Genomic DNA, 17671 nt, shown 5'->3' with positions numbered 1-17671 from the left:
CCATGAAAACCCAAGACCTCGTGCTCGTCGCCCTGTTCGCCGCGTTGATCGTCGTGCTGAGCCTGATGCCGCCGATCCCCCTGCCGGCAGTGCCCGTCCCGATCACTCTGCAGACACTGGGCGCCATGCTCGCCGGCGCGATGCTGGGGCCCGTGCGCGGCGGCCTGGCCTGCCTCTTGTATCTCTTGCTGGCCGCCATCGGGCTGCCGGTGCTTCCCGGAGGGCGTGGCGGGCTGGGGGTATTTCTTGGTCCCACAGGGGGATTTCTGATCGGCATGGTGGCGGGCGCCTGCGTGACCGGCTGGCTGGCGCGCCGCGCTGCCCGCGCCTCTCGTCCATCGGTGGTGGTTGCCGGGTACCTGGCGGCCTGCATCGTGGGCGGCATTGCGACGGTGTACGCCGTGGGAGTGCCCTGGCTGGCGGCGGTGACCGGGATGGCACCCGGCAAAGCGGCCTGGGCGGTGGCGGCCTTCCTGCCGGGCGACCTGCTGAAAGCCGCCGTGGCCGCCTGGGTTGCATGGCGTGTCGAAAGAGTTTGGCCGGTGCTCCGGGAATCCCCTTAATGACGCCCGCAATCAAGTTCGGCACCATTTGTTAATGTCGAACGCGTTTGATTTTTGCAACACAAACTAGGGTAGTTACGGGGTTTAATTTAAAAGGTATTTGATACACTTCAAGCCCTAATATTCGTTTTTCTGTATGACGTTCAACCGGACTCGACCTCCCCGCATGGGGGCATAACAAGAGTCCCCACAGGAGACAACAACATGACGCGCAAGCATTTCGGCTTGTCAACGGCCGCTGCCGCCGTTGCCCTGAGCCTGCCGCTCATTGCCGGCGCACAGGTCAAGGTCGGTGTGACGCTCGCCAGCACCGGACCCGCCGCCTCGCTGGGCATCCCCGAGCGCAATACCGTTGCACTGCTGCCCACTGAAGTGGCCGGCCAGAAAATCGAATGGATCGTGCTCGACGACGCCACCGACACGACCCAGGCCGTCAAGAACTCGCGCAAGCTGGTTTCCGACGACAAGGTCGATGTCCTGGTGGGCACTTCGATCACGCCGGGCTCTCTGGCCATGGTCGACGTCGCGGCCGAGGCAAAGGTGCCCATGATCAGCGTCGCCGCCAGCGCCAAGATCGTGGAGCCGGTTGACGACAAGCGCCGCTGGGTATTCAAGACGCCGCAGAACGACGCCCTGATGGCCAGCGCCCTGGCCGATGCAATGGTGAAGGCAAAGGTCAAGACGCTGGGCTTCATCGGCTTTGCCGACGCGTATGGCGACAGCTGGCTGGCCGTCATGCGCGATGCGATCAAGGGCAAGGGCATCGAGATTACCGCCGTGGAAAAATACGGCCGCACGGACACCAGCGTGACCGGGCAGGTGCTCAAGCTGGTGGGGGCCAAACCCGATGCCGTGCTGATCGCCGGGGCCGGCACGCCGTCTGCCTTGCCGCAGAAAGAACTGCGCGCGCGCAACTACCAGGGCACGATCTACCAGACCCATGGCGCCGCCAACAATGACGTGCTGCGCGTCTGCGGTAAAGACTGCGAGGGCATGCTCCTGCCGGCCGGCCCGCTGCTGGTGGCCGACCAGCTGCCGGACAGCAATCCGGTCAAGCAGTCGGCCCTGACTTACACGAAGGCCTATGAGGGCAAGCACGGCGAAGGTTCGACCAACACGTTCGGCGGCCATATGTGGGACGCCGGCCAGTTGATCGTCACCGCCGTGCCCGTGGCGCTCAAGACCGGCGCCAAGCCCGGTACGCCCGAATTCCGCGCCGCCATGCGCGACGCCATCGAAGGCGTCAAGGACCTGGCCGCTTCCCAAGGTGTATTCAACATGAGCCCCACCGACCACGCGGGCCTGGACGATCGTTCGCGCGTCATGGTCAAGGTGGAAAAGGGCAAGTGGGTCTACCAGCCCGATCTGTAATTCATGCCGCCGGCGCGGCAGCTCACACCCGCCGGCATCTTCACGCACCGGCCGCAAGGCCGGTGTGTCGCATTCGAAGGATTGCCGGCCACGCACACCGGCGATGCCCAGGCTCCCCTTGAGGTAGTGGTTCGATGGATTTCACGATAGCGCTCATCCTGTTGCAGGACGGCATCGTCAATGGCGCCATCTATGCGTTGCTGGGCATGGCCCTGGTGCTGGTATTTACAGTCACCCGGGTCATTTTCATCCCGCAGGGAGAGTTCGTGGCCTTCGGCGCGCTGACCCTGGCTATGCTGGTCAATGGGCGCATGCCGGGCACGGCCTACCTGCTTCCTCTGCTGGGCGGAATTGTGCTGTTGATGGAGGTGCTGCGGGCGGTGCGCACCGGGGCCTGGGCAGCTTTGCCCAAAGTGCTGCTCAGCTGCGTGGCCTTGCCGCTTGCGCTGCTCTGGCTGACGGCAGCGTACGTGGGCGACGCCAATTCGCTCTGGCTGAACATGCTGCTGACCCTGGCCCTCATCATCCCGATGGGGCCCATGGTGTATCGCATCGTGTATCAGCCTCTGGCCGAGGCTTCGGTGCTGGTGTTGCTGATCGTCTCGGTGGCCGTGCACTTCGCCCTGATGGGGCTGGCGCTGGTGTTCTTCGGCGCCGAGGGCTGGCGCACGCCGGCCTTCGTCACTGGCCAGGTCAACCTGGGCCCGGCCACCTGGTCGGCGCAGAGCCTGTTCGTTGTGGGCACCTGCGCACTGCTCATCGTTGCGCTCTGGATATTTTTCGGCAAGACCCTGTATGGGCGGGCTTTGCGGGCCACGGCGGTCAACCGCCGCGGGGCACGGCTGGTCGGCATCAGCACGACGATGTCGGGGAGCCTGACCTTCACCCTGGCCGTCGCCATCGGCGCCATGTCAGGCATGCTGATCGCGCCGATCACCACCGTCTACTACGACACCGGGTTCCTCATCGGATTGAAAGGCTTCGTCGGCGCCATTATCGGCGGACTGGCGAGCTATCCGGTGGCGGCACTGGGCGCGCTGCTGGTCGGCGTACTGGAAGCCTACTCATCGTTCTGGGCCAGCGCCTATAAGGAAGTCATTGTGTTTACGCTGATCATCCCGGTCCTGATCTGGCGGTCGTTCGGCAGCCACCATGCGGACGACGAGGAATAGGCGCCATGAACCGCATTCTGCTTATTGCATTCGTCGTACTGCTGGCCGCTCTGCCGCTCTTGCCGGCGACTCCGGAATTCTGGATCACTCAGCTCAACTACATCGGCCTGGCCGCCATGGTGGCGCTGGGACTGGTGTTGCTGACGGGGGTGGGGGGCCTGACTTCATTCGGCCAGGCCGCCTTCGTGGGCGTGGGGGCCTACACCACCGCGGTGCTGACCAGCCAATATGGATTCTCGCCTTGGCTTGCCCTGCCGGTAGGCCTGCTGCTGACCGCGGTCGTAGCCTATCTGCTGGGCATCCTCACATTGCGCCTGTCCGGCCATTACCTTCCGTTGGGCACGATTGCGTGGGGCCTGTCGTTGTACTACCTGTTCGGCAACCTTGACTGGCTGGGCAAGCACGACGGCATCGCCGGCCTCGAGCCCATCAGCGTGTTCGGCTACTCGCTGGCCAGCGGACGCAACATTTACTATCTGATCTGGATATGCCTGCTGCTGGCGCTGTGGGCCACCAGCAACCTGCTGGATTCGCGCCCCGGGCGCGCCATCCGCGCGCTCAAGAGCGGGGCGGGCATGGCCGAGTCGATGGGGGTCAACACCGCCGCCTACAAGGTCGTGATCTTCGTCTGGGCTGCGCTGCTGGCGTGCCTTTCGGGTTGGATCTACGCGCACATGCAGCGCGCCGTCAGCCCCAGCCCGTTCGGCCTGAACTACGGTATCGAATACCTGTTCATGGCCGTGGTGGGCGGCGCGGGCCATGTGTGGGGCGCCGTGGTGGGTTCGGCAGTGATACTGGGCCTGAAAGACCAGCTGCAGAACCTGCTGCCGCGTTTCCTGAATACGGACGCCAACTTCGAGCTCATCGTCTTCGGCGTGCTGATGATCCTGATGCTGCAATACGCGGCCAGCGGCCTGTGGCCGATCTTCTCGGCGACCTGGGCACGCCTGACCGGCACTGCCGGCTCGCGGCGCAATCTTGCTCCGCCGCCTGCCGCTGAGGTGTTGCCGCAGCGCGAGAGGCCAGCGGCCGGCGAGCTCGTGCTCGAAGTGGACAATGTCCGCAAGGAGTTCGGCGGTCTGGTCGCCGTCAACGACATTTCTTTCAAAGTGCGGGCTGGTGAGATCGTGGGCCTGATCGGGCCGAACGGCGCGGGCAAGAGCACCACCTTCAACCTGATCAGCGGCGTGCTGCCCGCGACGCGCGGCCAGGTACGATTCCTCGGCCAACGCATCGACGGCCAGACGGCACGCGAGATCGCCCGTCGTGGCGTGGGCCGCACGTTCCAGCACGTGCAGCTGCTGCCCGGCATGTCGGTGCTGGAAAACGTGGCCCTGGGCGCGCACATGCGGGCCGACGTGGGCGTGATGGCCGGCGCTTTGCATGTTGAGCGCGGCAATGAGGCGCGCCTGCTGCACGAAGCCGCGACCCAGTTGCAGCGTGTGGGGCTGGGCGATTACCTGTATGAGCAGGCGGGCAACCTGGCGCTGGGGCAGCAACGCATTCTCGAAATCGCGCGCGCATTGGCCAGCGACCCCGTGCTGCTGCTGCTGGACGAACCGGCTGCAGGGCTGCGCTACAAGGAAAAGCAGGAACTCGGACAGGTGTTGCAGCAACTGCGTGCCGAGGGCATGAGTATTTTGCTGGTGGAACACGACATGGATTTCGTGATGCGCCTTACCAATCACCTGGTAGTGATGGACTTCGGCACCAAACTGGCCGAAGGCGTGCCTGCCGAGGTACAACAGAATCCCGCCGTGCTCGAGGCTTACCTGGGTGGCATCGATGACGATCTGCCCGAAGCCACGCCGACGGTGCCGACCTCCGGGAGCGCGCAATGAACCAGGACGCCATTCTCGACGTGCGTGGACTCTGCACCCGCTACGGCAAAGTGGGGGCGCTCAACGAAGCCACACTAAGTGTGGCCCCGGGCAGCATCGTGACGGTGATCGGTGCCAACGGTGCGGGCAAGTCCACCATGCTCAATTCCATGATGGGCGCTTTGCCTTCCACCGGCCATACGTCCGGCGTTGTACATTTCGCGGGTGCCGACGTGTCGGGCTGGACGGTCGAGCGCCGCGTCGCCGCGGGCATGTCGCTGGTTCCGGAACGCCGCGAACTCTTCGGCAGCATGTCCGTGGAAGACAACCTGCTGCTGGGCGGCTTTCGCCGCTATCGGGCGCGCGAGAGCGGCTGGCAGTCTACGCTGGAAGAAGTGTTTGATCTGTTTCCGCGCCTGCGCGAGCGGCGCCGGCAAGAGGCCGGCACGCTGTCCGGCGGCGAACGGCAGATGCTGGCAGTGGGCCGCGCCCTGATGGCCAAGCCGCGCCTGCTGATGCTGGACGAACCGAGCCTGGGCCTGGCCCCGCGTATTGTGCGCGAGATCTTCCATATCATCGCGCGCTTGCGCGAGACGGGCGTGGCGATTCTGCTGGTTGAACAGAACGCGCGCGCCGCGCTGCAGGTGGCCGACTATGGCTATGTGCTCGAGACAGGCGAAGTCATCCTGCACGGCCCGGCGCGCGAACTGGCCGGCAACCCGCGCGTCATAGAGAGTTATCTGGGGCTGGGCAAGGGCGCGTAGCGCGGGCCCGGCTGGCGCCGTGCCGGCCGCGTTTTGCGATGGGGCTTACCTTACGCCGGCGCGCGCATAGTCCATGTACAGCCGGTGCGCCCGCCGCGCCGCCGGCCCGTAGGGCAGCTCGCGCGCTTCGACACGGTTCACGTGCACCACCTTGCCGTAATTGCCGGTGGAAAACACCTCATCGGCCGTTTCGATGTCAGCGCGCGTCAATGGGCGTTCCTGGACGTCCACGCCATCGGCACGCAGCAGGGCAAGCACCCGCTGGCGGGTAATGCCATTCAGGAACGTGCCATTGTCGGCTGGCGTGTGCACCACACCGTCTTTGGCAATCCATAGATTCGCGGTGGCGAACTCGGCCACATTGCCGTCGCCGTCGAGCATGATGGCGCTGTCGTATCCCTGATCCATTGCTTCGCGGATGGCGCGCTGGCTGTTCGGATACAGGCACGACGCCTTGGCATCGGTGGGCGCCATATTCGACCAGGCGCGCGCGTAGCGCGAGAAGCAGGCCGAGAAACCCTGCTCGCCAGGCATGGCGCTCTTGAACACATGCAATACGAACTGGGTCCGGGTTGCATCGGGCAGCAGGAATCCGTCGGCGCAAAAAAACATGGGCTTGATATACAGGGCCTCGCCAGCCGGAAAGCGGGCCACGGCCTGCAGGCAGAGGACTTGCACCTCTTCCCAGCTCAACTGCGGCTGCATCAGCATTTTTTGGGCCGATCGCACTACGCGCTGGCAGTGCAGATCCAGATCGGGAGTCAGGCCGTCGAAGGCGCGAGCCCCGTCGAACACCATGCTGGCCATCCAGAATGCATGATCGGCCGGGCCCAGCAGCTTGGGGTTGTCAGTGGTCCATTGGCCATCGTGCCAGTAGAGCGCATCCATGTCGGATTTCCTTGAGTCTGTACGGGTGCCGCCTTGCGCGCGGCCCGCACAGCATACACCCGGCTGCTAGAGCCGTGCCTCGACCCGGCCGGCCACCTCGGCGGGCACCCACTTTTTCCACACCTCGGGGTACGTGCGCAGGAAATAAAGGGCGGCATCGTCCGGTTCGGCGCCCTGGTTTTCGAGCCACCCCAGGGTGTCGTCGATGGCGGCATCCGGCACGCTGACTTTCTCGAAGAACGCGTGCAACTGCGGCGCCTTGCGCGCGAAGTCGGCGTTCAGCCCGGTGACCACTTTATTGCGCTTGAATTCGGTGGGCACGGGGTTGGCGCACTGCGGATCGGTCATGCACGTATAGGCAGCCTGATCGAATGCAGGCAATTCCAGTTTGACCAGATCGAGCGATCCGACCAGTGCGGTGGGCGTCCAGTAATAGAACACGATGTCGCGCTTGCGCTTGTACGCCGACACGATGGCCGCTTTCTGCGCCGCGCCGGAGCCTGGCGCGAACATGTTGTATTGGTCTTCCAGATTCAGGGCCTTCAGCAGGTTGGCGTTCAGCGTGCCGCATGCCCAGCCTGCCGGGCAGCCGTAGATGCGGCCGCGAGCCGGGTCTTCGGGGTCGGTGAAGGTCTTCACATAGTTGGCCAGGTCGGCGGCATTCTTGAGGTCGGGATGCCGTTCGGCCGTATAGCGGGGGATATACCAGCCTTCGCCCGCGTCGAACACGTGGCCGGCTGCCAGCACTTTGCCTGACTTCAAGGCCTTGTCCCACGCCACTTCGATTTGCCCCGGCCATACCTCGGGCGTCACCTCGACGTCGCCGCGCTGCAGCGCCGCCAGCATGGCCAGGGTTTCGCCGATTTCCACCGCCGTGCTGCAGCCGTAGCCGTGCTCGACAATGAAATGCTCGATGCCGGCCAGCACTAGGTTGGATTCCCAGTTCAGGCCGCTGAAGCGCACCGGCGCATCGACTTCGCACTGGACAGCGGCGGCCGAGCGCGCGGGCGTGGCGCACAGCAGCAGGGCGGCGGCGGCCAGGGCCGGCAAGAATCTCGAGAGGGCTTGCAACATGCGCATCGACGGATCTCCGTAACGTCTGTGTGAACGGGGGCCCCGAAGGCCTTCCAGTATCATAAAGACAAAATCACGGATCCCTTGCAATGCGGCGCGAAAGTTTATCTCCTGACACGGCCGCGCGTGTGCGTCGGCGCCGTCAGCGTGCCGCCAGGTCCGCCGTGTCGCGCCGCGCGTCGGTTCGGCACCTGCTGCGTGCCGGCCAATTGCGCGAAAGCATGGCGCTTACCGCACCGCCTTCGGTGCGCACGGCGGTGATTGCGGGCATGCAGGCCGCCCTGGCGGTGTTGCTGGCGCTTACCAGCGCCCACCTGTCGCCTTGGCCGCACCTGGTGGGGTTTCCGGCTCTGGGCGCGCTCGCGGCCTTGTTTGGACGATACTCCACGCTCGACCAGCGCCGCCGCATCGTGCTGATCTGCGGTGCGGCGCTGACCGCTGGCGTCTTGCTGCCCAGCCTGGCGTCGCTGGCCGGCGCCACGCCGGCCATGATGATCCTGGTGCTGGCGATGTTGGCCGGAGCCGCCACGCTGGCCGTGTCGGTGTGGAACCTGGGTGGACCGGGCGCGGTCATCTTCGTATTTGCGATTGGCGCCGTGATGGCGCCGGTGGATACCTTGGGTGACGTGGCGGCGCGTACCCTGGGCACGGCTTGGGGCGCTGCCCTGGCATGGGCCATATGCGCACTGACCGATCGCTTGCGTCCCGGGCCGGTGCCGGCGCTCGCGGCACCCCCGGCAGATCCACTGACACTGCAGCTGGCGGTCGCGGGGCGCATCAGTGTGGGTTGCGGCGCGGCCGCGTTCGTCGCCTACGCGGCCGGCTGGCACTACCCGGCCTGGGCGGCCATCGGCGCGGCTGCCGTCATGCAGGGGAGCCATCTGCACATCACCATGAATCGGGCGCTGCAAAGAATGGCCGGCACGGTGGTGGGCGCCTGCATCGTGTGGGCGATTCTGGCGCAGCAACCCGGGTTCTGGGCGGTGGTGGCGGCCATCGTGATTTTCCAGTTCATCACTGAAGTGATCATCGGCTACAACTACGCGCTGGGCCAGATCACCGTGACGCCCATGGCGCTGCTGATGACACACCTGGCTTCACCGGTGCAGCATGCCAACATGCCGGTGGAGCGGGTGCTGGACACAATTGTCGGCGCCGCGCTGGGCATTGTGCTGGCCCTGGTGTTTTCGTCGCTGCGCGACCGCCGCCACCTGGCCCGCCGCCGCGGGGCCAAGCGGCGCCCGCGCTAGGCCGTCGTCGATTGCGGCCTGGCGAGCCGTCGCGCGCGGTACGCCTGCCATTCGCCCACGATGCCGCGACGGAACGCCAGCACGCAGATGATGAAAATCAGCCCGATGACGATGGTGACCGACTCGCCGAGCCGCAGGAACCAGCCGACGCCGGTGAGATCGGCCATGAACCGGCCGAAGTCTCCCACCTTGTTTTCCAGCAGCACCACGATGAATGCGCCCAGGATGGGGCCCACCAGCGTACCCATGCCGCCGATCAGCGTCATCAGGATCACCAGCCCCGACATCTGCCATGTCGCGTCGGACAGGGTGGCCGACACAAATACCAGAGTCTTGGTCGCGCCAGCCAGTCCGGCGATGGCGGCCGAGAGTACGAAGGCCAGCAGCTTGAAGCGGTCGACCTCGTAGCCCAGCGACAGGGTGCGCGGCTCGTTCTCGCGCAGCGCCTGCAGGACCTGGCCGAATGGCGAATGCACGGTCCGCCAGACGATGAAATAGCCGATCGCGAAGATGCCCATCACCAGGTAGTACAGGTTCAGGTCGTTGCTGAGGTCGATGAAGCCGAGCAGGGTGCCGCGCGGCACGCGTTGCAGGCCATCTTCGCCGCCAGTGAAGTGCGCCTGCAGGAAAAAGAAGAACACCATCTGCGCCAGTGCGAGCGTGATCATGGCAAAGTAAATGCCGCTGCGGCGGATCGCCAGCAGCCCCATCACCAGGCCCAGCAAAGCCGCCACGCCGGTGCCGAACAACAGCCCGAGTTCGGTGGGAAAGCCCCACACCTTGAGGGCATGCCCGGTGGCATACGCGGCGCTGCCCAGGAACGCCGCGTGACCGAACGAGAGCAGGCCGGTGTAGCCCAGCAGCAGGTTGAAGGCGCAGGCGAACAATGCATAACACATCACCTTCATCGCGAAGATGGGATACACGCCCACGAACGGCAGTATGGCCACGACGATGCCCGCCGCCGCGTAGATGAGCAATTGGCGATTCATTTTTCTTTCCCGAACAGCCCGGCGGGGCGTAGCAACAGGACGATGGCCATGATGATGAACACCACGGTGCTGGACGCTTCGGGCCAGAAAACCTTGGTCAGGCCTTCGATCACCCCCAGCCCCAGGCCTGTGACGATGGCACCGAGTATGGAACCCATGCCGCCTATGACCACCACCGCGAACACCACGATAATCAGGTTCGAACCCATCAGCGGCGAGATCTGCAGCACCGGTGCGGCGAGCACGCCGGCAAAGCCCGCGAGGGCGACCCCGAATCCGTAGGTAAGGGTCACCATGCGCGGTACGTTCACGCCGAACGCTTCAACCAGCCGGGGGTTCTCGGTGCCGGCACGCAGCAGGGCGCCCAGTCGGGTGCGTTCAATGATGAACCAGGTGACCAGGCATACCGTGATCGATGCCACCACGACCCAGGCGCGATAGTTGGGCAGGATCATGAAGCCGAGGTTGGTGGCGCCACGCAGGGCGTCCGGCGTCGGATAGGGTTGGCCCGAGACGCCATAAACACTGCGGAACAGGCCTTCGATCAGCAGGGTCAGGCCAAAGGTGAGCAGCAGGCCGTACAGGTGGTCCAGCTTGTACAGATGCTTGAGCAGCAGCTTCTCGATCACAATGCCGAACAGGCCCACGATCACGGGCGCCAGGAGCAGCATCACCCAGTAGTTCAGGCCCAGATACGAAAGCCCCATCCAGGCGACGAACGCGCCCAGCATATAGAGCGATCCATGGGCGAAATTGATGACGTTCAGCAGCCCGAAGATAACCGCCAAACCAAGCGACAGCATGGCGTAGAACGACCCGTTGACCAAGCCGAGCAGCAGTTGCCCGAGCAAGGCCTGTATGGGTATGCCGAAGAGGTCAGTCATGTGGAATGAATCCTGCGCATTCGGGTAGAGGCGTGCATTGCGCAATGGCGCCCGTCCGGATGGGCCCGGGCGCCATGTGCGGCATCAGCGGATTACTTCTTGAAGACGTTGCAGGTCGACTCGGAAGGCTTGGTGTAGACCTCGTCGCCCGGCAAAGTGGCCACGACCTTGTAATAGTCCCACGGCCCCTTGGATTCTTCCGGCGTCTTCACCTGCATCAGATACATGTCGTGAACCATGCGGCCGTCTTCGCGCACGTAGCCGTTCGTGGCGAAGAAGTCGTTTATCTTCGTCGACTTCATCCACTTCATGAGCGTGTCGGCGTCGTCGGTGCCGGTTTCTTTCACGCCTTTCAGGTAGAACGACACGGAGGAATAGTCGCCCGCCTGCAGCATCGAGGGTTTGCGTCCGACCTTTTCTTCGAAACGCTTGGCCCAGGCACGCGACTCATCCGAGCTGTCCCAATACCAACCCGTGGTCAGATACATGCCTTGCGTGGTGTTGAGACCCAGCGAATGCACATCGTTGATGAACACGAGCAAGCCGGCCATCTTCATGGTCTGGGTCACCCCGAACTCGTTGGCTGCCTTGATCGAGTTGATTGTGTCGCCGCCCGCATTCGCCAGACCGAGGATCTGCGCGCCCGAGGCTTGCGCCTGCAGCAGGAATGACGAGAAGTCGGCGGTGGCCAGCGGCGCGCGCACCGCGCCTTTGACCTCGCCGCCATTGGCCTTGATCACGGCGATGGTGTCGCGTTCGAGCGCATGGCCGAAGGCGTAGTCGGCGGTCAGGAAGAACCAGCTCTTGCCGCCATTTTTCACGACGGCCGAGCCCGTGCCACGCGCCAGCGCCACGGTATCGTAGGCGTAGTGCACGGTGTAGGGCGTGCATTGCGCATTGGTCAGGTCCGAGGCGCCCGGGCCAATGGCGATATAGGGTTTTTTCTTTTCGGCCGCAACGGCAGCCATGGCCAGGTTGGCCGATGAGTTCGTGCCCCCGATCAGTACATCCAGGCCTTCCTGGTCGAACCATTGGCGCGCGCGGCTGGAAGCAATGTCGGCCTTGTTCTGGTGATCGGCCGTGACGAGCTCGATTTTCTTGCCGTCGATGTTGCCGCCGGCGTCGGCGATGGCCATGCGGATGGCCTCGACCCCGGCTGGCCCGTCGATATCGGAATAGACGCCGGACATGTCTGTGATGAAACCGATGCGGATGACGTCGCCGGAGATGCCTTGCGCGTGGGCGGGTAGCCCTGCAAATCCCAGGCCGGCCAGGGCCAGTGCGGCAGTGATGTGATGCAGCTTCATGGGATGACTCCTTGCTTCTCTTTTGGGGGGCCGCGGGCGCGGCGGATGACAGGATTCCTAGACGCCCAGCAATTCGTTGAGCGTCTCCTGTTTCTCTTGAAGTTCGCCGGCTTCGAATTGCTCGACGATCTGGCCGTGTTCCATGACGTAGAAGCGGTCAGACAAAGGGGCGGCGAACCGGAAGTTCTGTTCGACCATGACAATGGTGTAGCCGCGTTGTTTCAGTGCCGTGATCATGCGAGCCAGCGCCTGCACGATGACCGGCGCCAGGCCTTCGGAAATTTCGTCGAGCAGCAGCAGGTTGGCGCCGGTGCGCAGAATGCGTGCCACGGCCAGCATCTGCTGCTCGCCGCCCGACAGGCGCGTGCCGGGCGAATTGCGGCGCTCGTGCAGGTTGGGAAACATGTCGTAGATCTCGGCCAGCGACATGCCGCCGCCCAGCGCCCCGCCCACCGGCGGGGGCAGCAGCAGATTCTCTTCGCACGACAGGCTGGCGAAGATTCCGCGTTCTTCGGGGCAGTAACCCACGCCCAGATGCGCAATCTTGTAGGTGGGCAATCCGATGGCTTCCGTGCCATGAATCCGTACCGAGCCCTTGCGCGCGCCCGTCAGGCCGAGCACCGCGCGCAAGGTCGTGGTACGGCCCGCGCCGTTGCGCCCGAGCAGTGTCACCACTTCCCCCTGCGCAACCGACATGTCCACGCCGTGCAGAATGTGGGATTCGCCGTACCAGGCCTGCAGGCCGGAAATTTCCAGTGCGGGGGTGCTCATGCATGTGCTCCTTGAAGTTCCCCCTCGGTCGTGCCCATATACGCCTGCATCACGGCAGGATGGTGCGACACTTCGGCATAAGTTCCTTCGGCCAGCACCGCGCCGCGCGCCAGCACGGTAATGGTGTCGGCGATGGAAGACACGACGTTCATATTGTGTTCCACCATCAGAATGGTGCGGCCAGCGCCCACGCGCTTGATCAGTTGCGTGACGCGGTCGACATCTTCGTGGCCCATGCCCTGCGTCGGCTCGTCGAGCAGCATCAGCTCGGGTTCCATGGCAAGGGTGGTGGCAATCTCGAGCGCACGCTTGCGCCCGTAGGGAAGATTGATGGTGATCTCGTCGGCGAAGGCGCCGAGATCGACTTGGTCGAGCAGCTCGCGCGCCTGCGGATTGAGCCGGTCCAGGCCCTTCTCGCTGCGCCAGAAATGGAATGATTGGCCGGTTTTGCGCTGCAGGCCGATGCGCACGTTTTCTAGCACGGTAAGGTGCGGAAACACGGCGGAAATCTGGAAAGAACGAATGATGCCGCGCCGGGCAATCTGCGCAGGGCGTTCACCCGTGATGTCGTGGCCATTGAAGAGTATGCGGCCCGACGTGGGCGCCAGGAATTTGGTCAGCAGATTGAAGCAGGTTGTCTTGCCCGCGCCGTTGGGCCCGATGAGTGCGTGGATCTGTCCGCGCTTGACGCGCAGGTCTACACCATTGACGGCTACGAAGCCGCGAAATTCTTTCGTCAGGCCTTTTGTCTCCAGGATAACGTCATCCATGTTCGCGGCGCCAGCCTTGTATTTTTTTGTAGAGTTGCCGGCGAGTATGCGCACCTATCCCCCAAAATTCCATGAGGGTTTTTCATAGGTAATGCGATTCGATCTCACAGATTGTCGGCCAGCCGACATTGCGCGGCAGGATCCCTTACTGCGGCAGGGTTTTTGCCTTGAATTCGCAAAGATCCGAGATGCCGCACTGCGGGCATTTCGGCTTGCGCGCCACGCAGATATAACGGCCGTGCAGTATCAGCCAGTGATGCGCATCCTGAAGATATTCGGGCGGCACGAATTTCACGAGCTTGGCTTCCACCTCGAGCACGTTTTTGCCGGGGGCGATGCCGGTGCGATTCGAGACGCGGAAGATATGCGTGTCGACCGCCATCGCCGGTTGGCCGAACGCAGTATTGAGCACCACGTTCGCCGTTTTGCGGCCCACGCCGGGCAGCGCTTCAAGCGCTTCGCGCGTTTGCGGCACTTGGCCGCCGTGGCGTTCAATCAGCAGCTCGCAGGTCGCGATGGCGTTCTTCGCTTTGGTGCGATACAGCCCGATGGTCTTGATGTATTCGGCCAGCCCTTCCACACCCAGCTCCAACATGGCTTCGGGCGTGCCGTACCGAGGAAAAAACTTGCGCGTTGCGAGGTTGACCGACCGATCAGTGGCCTGCGCCGACAGCAGTACTGCAATCAGCAGCTGAAAGGGCGTTTCGTATTCCAGTTCGGTGGTCGGGTTCGGGTTGGCCGCCTGCAGGCGGGCAAAAATGGCGCGTCGTTTGGCGGCGTTCATGTAGAGGGAGCAGTGCGGCGCGCGCGGGCGCGCGCCAGGGCGGCTTCGATCGCCGCGCGTTTGCGTTCATCATTCGGCTGGGCGACAGCCGGGCGGGGTTCGTCTTCGGTTTCCGCCGGCGCTGCCATCAGGCGCGCATTGGCGGCGGTTTCGCGCGCCACGCGCGCCTGGCGGGCCTGGTGGCGCTGGCGGCTGATCTGCGCGTCGGCGGGTGTCCAGTCGCGTTGCGCCGGCACCATCTCGATACAGTCGACCGGACAGGGCGCCACGCACAGGTCGCAGCCCGTGCACCAGTCGGCCAGCACGGTATGCATGCGTTTATTGGCGCCCACGATGGCGTCGACGGGGCAGGCGCGGATGCACAGGGTGCAGCCGATGCAATGCGCTTCGTCGATGCGCGCCAGCGTCAGCGGCGCCGGCGTTCCCCGCGAGGTATCCAGAGGCAGCCGGGCGGTGCCCAGCAGCTGCGCAAGCGCGGCGATGCCTGCGTCGCCGCCGGGCGGACAGCGGTTGATAGGTGCGGCGTCGTCGGCGATGGCCTGCGCGTAAGGGCGGCAGCCGTCGTATCCGCATTTGGTGCACTGGGTCTGGGGCAGCAGTGCGTCGATGCGGTCGGCAAGGGAAAGACGGGACATGGCGGATGAAACAAAAACGGGCCGGGACGGCCCGCCTGCGCCAGCACTAGTTCTGGCGGATGAATGCCGCGATTTTAGGACAGATCATCTCGCGCCAGCGGCGGCCCGAGAAAATGCCGTAGTGGCCGCAGCCCGGCGCAGTGTAGTGAGATTTACGCGCGGCCGGTATCCCGCTGCACAAATCGATGGCCGCGCGGGTCTGACCCTGCCCGGATATATCGTCGAGTTCACCCTCGATGGTCAGCAGCCCGACCTGCTTGATGTCGGCCGGCCGCACCGGCCGGCCGTCGACCTTCCAGGTGCCGTTTGGCAATTGGAATTCCTGGAAGACCACCCGGATGGTGTCCAGATAGAACTCGGCCGGCATGTCGAGGACGGCGTTGTACTCATCGTAGAAGCGACGATGAGCGGCCGCGTCGCTGTCATCGCCGCGCAGCAGGTTCAGGTAGAAATCGTAATGCGACTGCAGGTGTCGGTCGGGGTTCATGGCCATGAACCCCGCGTGCTGCAGGAAGCCCGGATAGACCCGCCGGCCCGCGCCGGGGTAGCGCGCGGGCACGGTGTCGATCAGTTGCCGCTCGAACCACGAGTGCGGCTTGGTGGTGGCCAGGCGGTTCACTTGCGTGGGCGATTGGCGCGGATCGATAGGGCCGCCCATCATCACCATGCTGCGCGGTTGCAGCGGGTCGTTCTGCGAGGCCATCAGGGAAATGGCCGCCAGCACCGGGACCGTCGGCTGGCATACGGACACGACATGGACGTCGGGCCCCAGGTGGCGGATGAAGTCCTGGACGTACCGCACGTAGTCATCCAGATGGAATGGCCCCTGCGCTACCGGCACCATGCGTGCATCGAGCCAGTCGGTGACGTATACCTCGTGGGCGGGCAGCAGGGCACGGACGGTGTCCCGCAGCAACGTGGCATGGTGGCCCGAGAGCGGGGCCACGAGCAGCACGCGGGGGTCGGAACGCCGCGCCGCGCGCCGGAAATGAAGCAGGCGGCAGAATGGCTTCTCGAGCGCTACCGTCTCGGTGACCGCCACCGTGCCACCGCCGATCCGGGTGGACGGCAGGTTCCAGGCGGGTTTCTGGTATTCCTTGCCCAGCCGATGCATGAGTTCACAGCTGGCCGCCAGTTGGCGCGACAGCGGCGTGTAGGCCAGCGGGCTGAAGGGGCTGGAGAACAGCTGCGAGCTGGCGTCCGTGAAAGCCGCGAAGGGCGTCAGGAAGGCGCGCTGCAGTTCGTGCAGGTGATACAGCATATTTGGCAGGTTCCAGGCGGACGACGGTCGGATTATTACGGACGCGTGTAAGGATATATCCAAACTGTCTAGGAATCCGGTACCAATCGGCTCATGTCTGTTGTGAAAAAACGACCGCCGCACGCCCGGCGCGGGGGCCTACCAGTAGTTTTCAACCGCAAGATTGCCCGGAATTCCGCGCCGGCCCGGCGCGAAACCGCGCTCGGCGAGGAGCTTGCGCGCGTCGGCCAGCATGGCGGGGTTGCCGCAGAGCATGACTTTCGAGTGCTGCGGGTCGAGCGCGGCGCCCGCCATCTGTTCGAGCCGCCCGTCGGCGATCAGGGTGGTCAGGCGTGCCTGCGGGGTGCCCGGCAGGGCGGTGCGAGTGGCCACGGGCAGGTAGACCAGCTGGCCCGGGTCATGATCGGAATCCGGCCCGAAGCCGGGTCGTTCACGCCACTGCAGGATTTCGTCGCGGTAAGCCAGTTCGCTGGCCGTGCGCACCCCGTGCACCAGGAAGATGCGCTGGTATGCCTGCCATGTGGCAGGGTCGCGCAGCATGGACAGGTAGGCCGACAGGCCCGTGCCCGTGGCCAGCAGCCAAAGGTCGCCCCCAGGCGCGAAGCGATCGATGGTCAGGAAGCCGTACGGGTTTTTTTCGATATACAGAGCGTCGCCTGGCTGCAGCCTTGCCATGCGCGGGCTGAACAAGCCCTCGGGAACCACGATGGAGTAGAACTCGAGGCCTTCCTCGTGGGGGGCGGATACCATCGAATATGCGCGCCACACGGTAGGTGGCGCATCGGGGGCGTCGGTTTCCGGCAGGCCCACGCGCGCGAACTGCCCCGCCTTGAATTCAAAGGCGGGATCGCGCGTGACGCGTACCGAGAACAACTTGCCCGGGACCCAGGTCTGGAAATGGGTGACTGTCTGGCGTGTGTACTTGGTATCGGTCATCAGGGTGGCGGGAAGGGCACGGCGGGCCGGCCCGCTATCGCTCGAGGTGTTTCAGTTTGTCTTGCACGCCGTTCCATTCGTCGGCATCGGGCATGGGCTTCTTGGCCCGGCTGATCGGCGCGAATTCAGGCGTCAGTTCAGCGTTCAGGGCGATGAACTGGACCTGGTCGGCAGGCACGTCTTCTTCGGCGTAGATGGCGTTGGCCGGGCATTCTGGTATGCAGACGGCGCAATCGATGCATTCGTCAGGGTCGATGACCAGAAAGTTCGGGCCCTCACGGAAACAGTCTACGGGGCACACGTCGACACAATCGGTGTACTTGCATTTGATACAGTTTTCGGTAACGACGTGGGTCATTCAGGACTCCGGCAAGCGACAGCTTTTTAACCTTTGCAGGATTTTACCCAATGCGGGTGGGTGGGGCGACC

General features: G+C 64.4%; 18 protein-coding genes. 6 read left to right on the top strand and 12 right to left on the bottom strand.

What is annotated here, in order from left to right:
- Positions 1–2: 2 nt before the first annotated feature.
- The 5 genes from ACV17W_RS07260 to ACV17W_RS07240 all read left to right on the top strand — a co-directional run bounded on the left by ACV17W_RS07260 (position 3) and on the right by ACV17W_RS07240 (position 5690).
- A complete protein-coding gene (locus ACV17W_RS07260; RefSeq protein ID WP_462595754.1) occupies positions 3–563 on the top strand; it encodes a biotin transporter BioY in 561 nt (186 codons plus the stop codon).
- A gap of 204 nt (positions 564–767) precedes the next feature.
- On the top strand, positions 768–1934 hold the full coding sequence (locus ACV17W_RS07255; protein ID WP_462595753.1) for an ABC transporter substrate-binding protein: 1167 nt from the start codon (positions 768–770) through the stop codon (positions 1932–1934).
- Between the two features lie 134 nt (positions 1935–2068).
- The gene (locus ACV17W_RS07250; protein WP_462595752.1) at positions 2069–3106 is read left to right on the top strand and encodes a branched-chain amino acid ABC transporter permease; all 1038 of its coding nucleotides are present in this window, start codon (positions 2069–2071) and stop codon (positions 3104–3106) included.
- 5 nt (positions 3107–3111) lie between these two features.
- The gene (locus tag ACV17W_RS07245; protein ID WP_462595751.1) at positions 3112–4947 is read left to right on the top strand and encodes a branched-chain amino acid ABC transporter ATP-binding protein/permease; all 1836 of its coding nucleotides are present in this window, start codon (positions 3112–3114) and stop codon (positions 4945–4947) included.
- A complete protein-coding gene (locus tag ACV17W_RS07240; RefSeq protein WP_462595750.1) occupies positions 4944–5690 on the top strand; it encodes an ABC transporter ATP-binding protein in 747 nt (248 codons plus the stop codon). Before ACV17W_RS07245 ends, ACV17W_RS07240 begins: the two co-directional genes overlap by 4 nt.
- Positions 5691–5735: 45 nt before the next feature.
- On the opposite strand, the gene ACV17W_RS07235 is transcribed toward ACV17W_RS07240, so the two are convergent.
- Together ACV17W_RS07235 and ACV17W_RS07230 are read right to left on the bottom strand one after the other, a co-directional pair.
- Positions 5736–6578: a branched-chain amino acid aminotransferase gene (locus ACV17W_RS07235; RefSeq protein WP_462595749.1), complete on the bottom strand. Its 843-nt coding sequence runs from the start codon at positions 6576–6578 to the stop codon at positions 5736–5738.
- Positions 6579–6644: 66 nt separating this feature from the next.
- A complete protein-coding gene (locus tag ACV17W_RS07230; RefSeq protein ID WP_462595748.1) occupies positions 6645–7658 on the bottom strand; it encodes an ABC transporter substrate-binding protein in 1014 nt (337 codons plus the stop codon).
- Positions 7659–7873: 215 nt separating this feature from the next.
- Between ACV17W_RS07230 and ACV17W_RS07225 the strand changes: the two genes are divergently transcribed.
- Positions 7874–8902, top strand: a complete 1029-nt coding sequence (locus ACV17W_RS07225) for an FUSC family protein (protein ID WP_462595747.1) — start codon at positions 7874–7876, stop codon at positions 8900–8902.
- On the opposite strand, the gene ACV17W_RS07220 is transcribed toward ACV17W_RS07225, so the two are convergent.
- The 10 genes from ACV17W_RS07220 to fdxA all read right to left on the bottom strand — a co-directional run bounded on the left by ACV17W_RS07220 (position 8899) and on the right by fdxA (position 17600).
- Entirely contained in the window at positions 8899–9894 is a 996-nt protein-coding gene (locus ACV17W_RS07220; protein WP_462595746.1) for a branched-chain amino acid ABC transporter permease, read from the bottom strand. The two genes, ACV17W_RS07225 and ACV17W_RS07220, sit on opposite strands and share 4 nt — an antisense overlap.
- The gene (locus ACV17W_RS07215; protein ID WP_462595745.1) at positions 9891–10778 is read right to left on the bottom strand and encodes a branched-chain amino acid ABC transporter permease; all 888 of its coding nucleotides are present in this window, start codon (positions 10776–10778) and stop codon (positions 9891–9893) included. The genes ACV17W_RS07220 and ACV17W_RS07215 overlap by 4 nt, the downstream gene beginning before the upstream one ends.
- A 92-nt stretch (positions 10779–10870) precedes the next feature.
- Entirely contained in the window at positions 10871–12085 is a 1215-nt protein-coding gene (locus ACV17W_RS07210) for an ABC transporter substrate-binding protein (protein ID WP_462595744.1), read from the bottom strand.
- Between the two features lie 57 nt (positions 12086–12142).
- A complete protein-coding gene (locus ACV17W_RS07205; RefSeq protein WP_462595743.1) occupies positions 12143–12856 on the bottom strand; it encodes an ABC transporter ATP-binding protein in 714 nt (237 codons plus the stop codon).
- Entirely contained in the window at positions 12853–13626 is a 774-nt protein-coding gene (locus ACV17W_RS07200; RefSeq protein ID WP_462595742.1) for an ABC transporter ATP-binding protein, read from the bottom strand. Before ACV17W_RS07200 ends, ACV17W_RS07205 begins: the two co-directional genes overlap by 4 nt.
- 145 nt (positions 13627–13771) lie before the next feature.
- On the bottom strand, positions 13772–14410 hold the full coding sequence (gene nth / locus ACV17W_RS07195; RefSeq protein WP_462595741.1) for an endonuclease III: 639 nt from the start codon (positions 14408–14410) through the stop codon (positions 13772–13774).
- Positions 14407–15045: an electron transport complex subunit RsxB gene (gene rsxB / locus ACV17W_RS07190; RefSeq protein ID WP_462595740.1), complete on the bottom strand. Its 639-nt coding sequence runs from the start codon at positions 15043–15045 to the stop codon at positions 14407–14409. The genes nth and rsxB overlap by 4 nt, the downstream gene beginning before the upstream one ends.
- Before the next feature lie 46 nt (positions 15046–15091).
- Positions 15092–16306 (bottom strand): polyhydroxyalkanoate depolymerase, encoded by a 1215-nt coding sequence (locus ACV17W_RS07185; protein WP_462595739.1) that lies wholly within the window; start codon positions 16304–16306, stop codon positions 15092–15094.
- 138 nt (positions 16307–16444) lie between these two features.
- Positions 16445–17242 (bottom strand): ferredoxin--NADP reductase, encoded by a 798-nt coding sequence (locus ACV17W_RS07180; protein ID WP_462595738.1) that lies wholly within the window; start codon positions 17240–17242, stop codon positions 16445–16447.
- Positions 17243–17276: 34 nt separating this feature from the next.
- Complete coding sequence (gene fdxA / locus ACV17W_RS07175) at positions 17277–17600, bottom strand: ferredoxin FdxA (RefSeq protein ID WP_462595737.1); 324 nt, start codon at positions 17598–17600, stop codon at positions 17277–17279.
- Positions 17601–17671: the final 71 nt, after the last annotated feature.

It is taken from the genome of Bordetella sp. MIP270_01_BMS, from assembly GCF_054958705.1.
The sequence above is the reverse complement of the archived record's forward strand: the minus strand, read 5'-3'. Positions and strand labels throughout refer to the sequence as shown.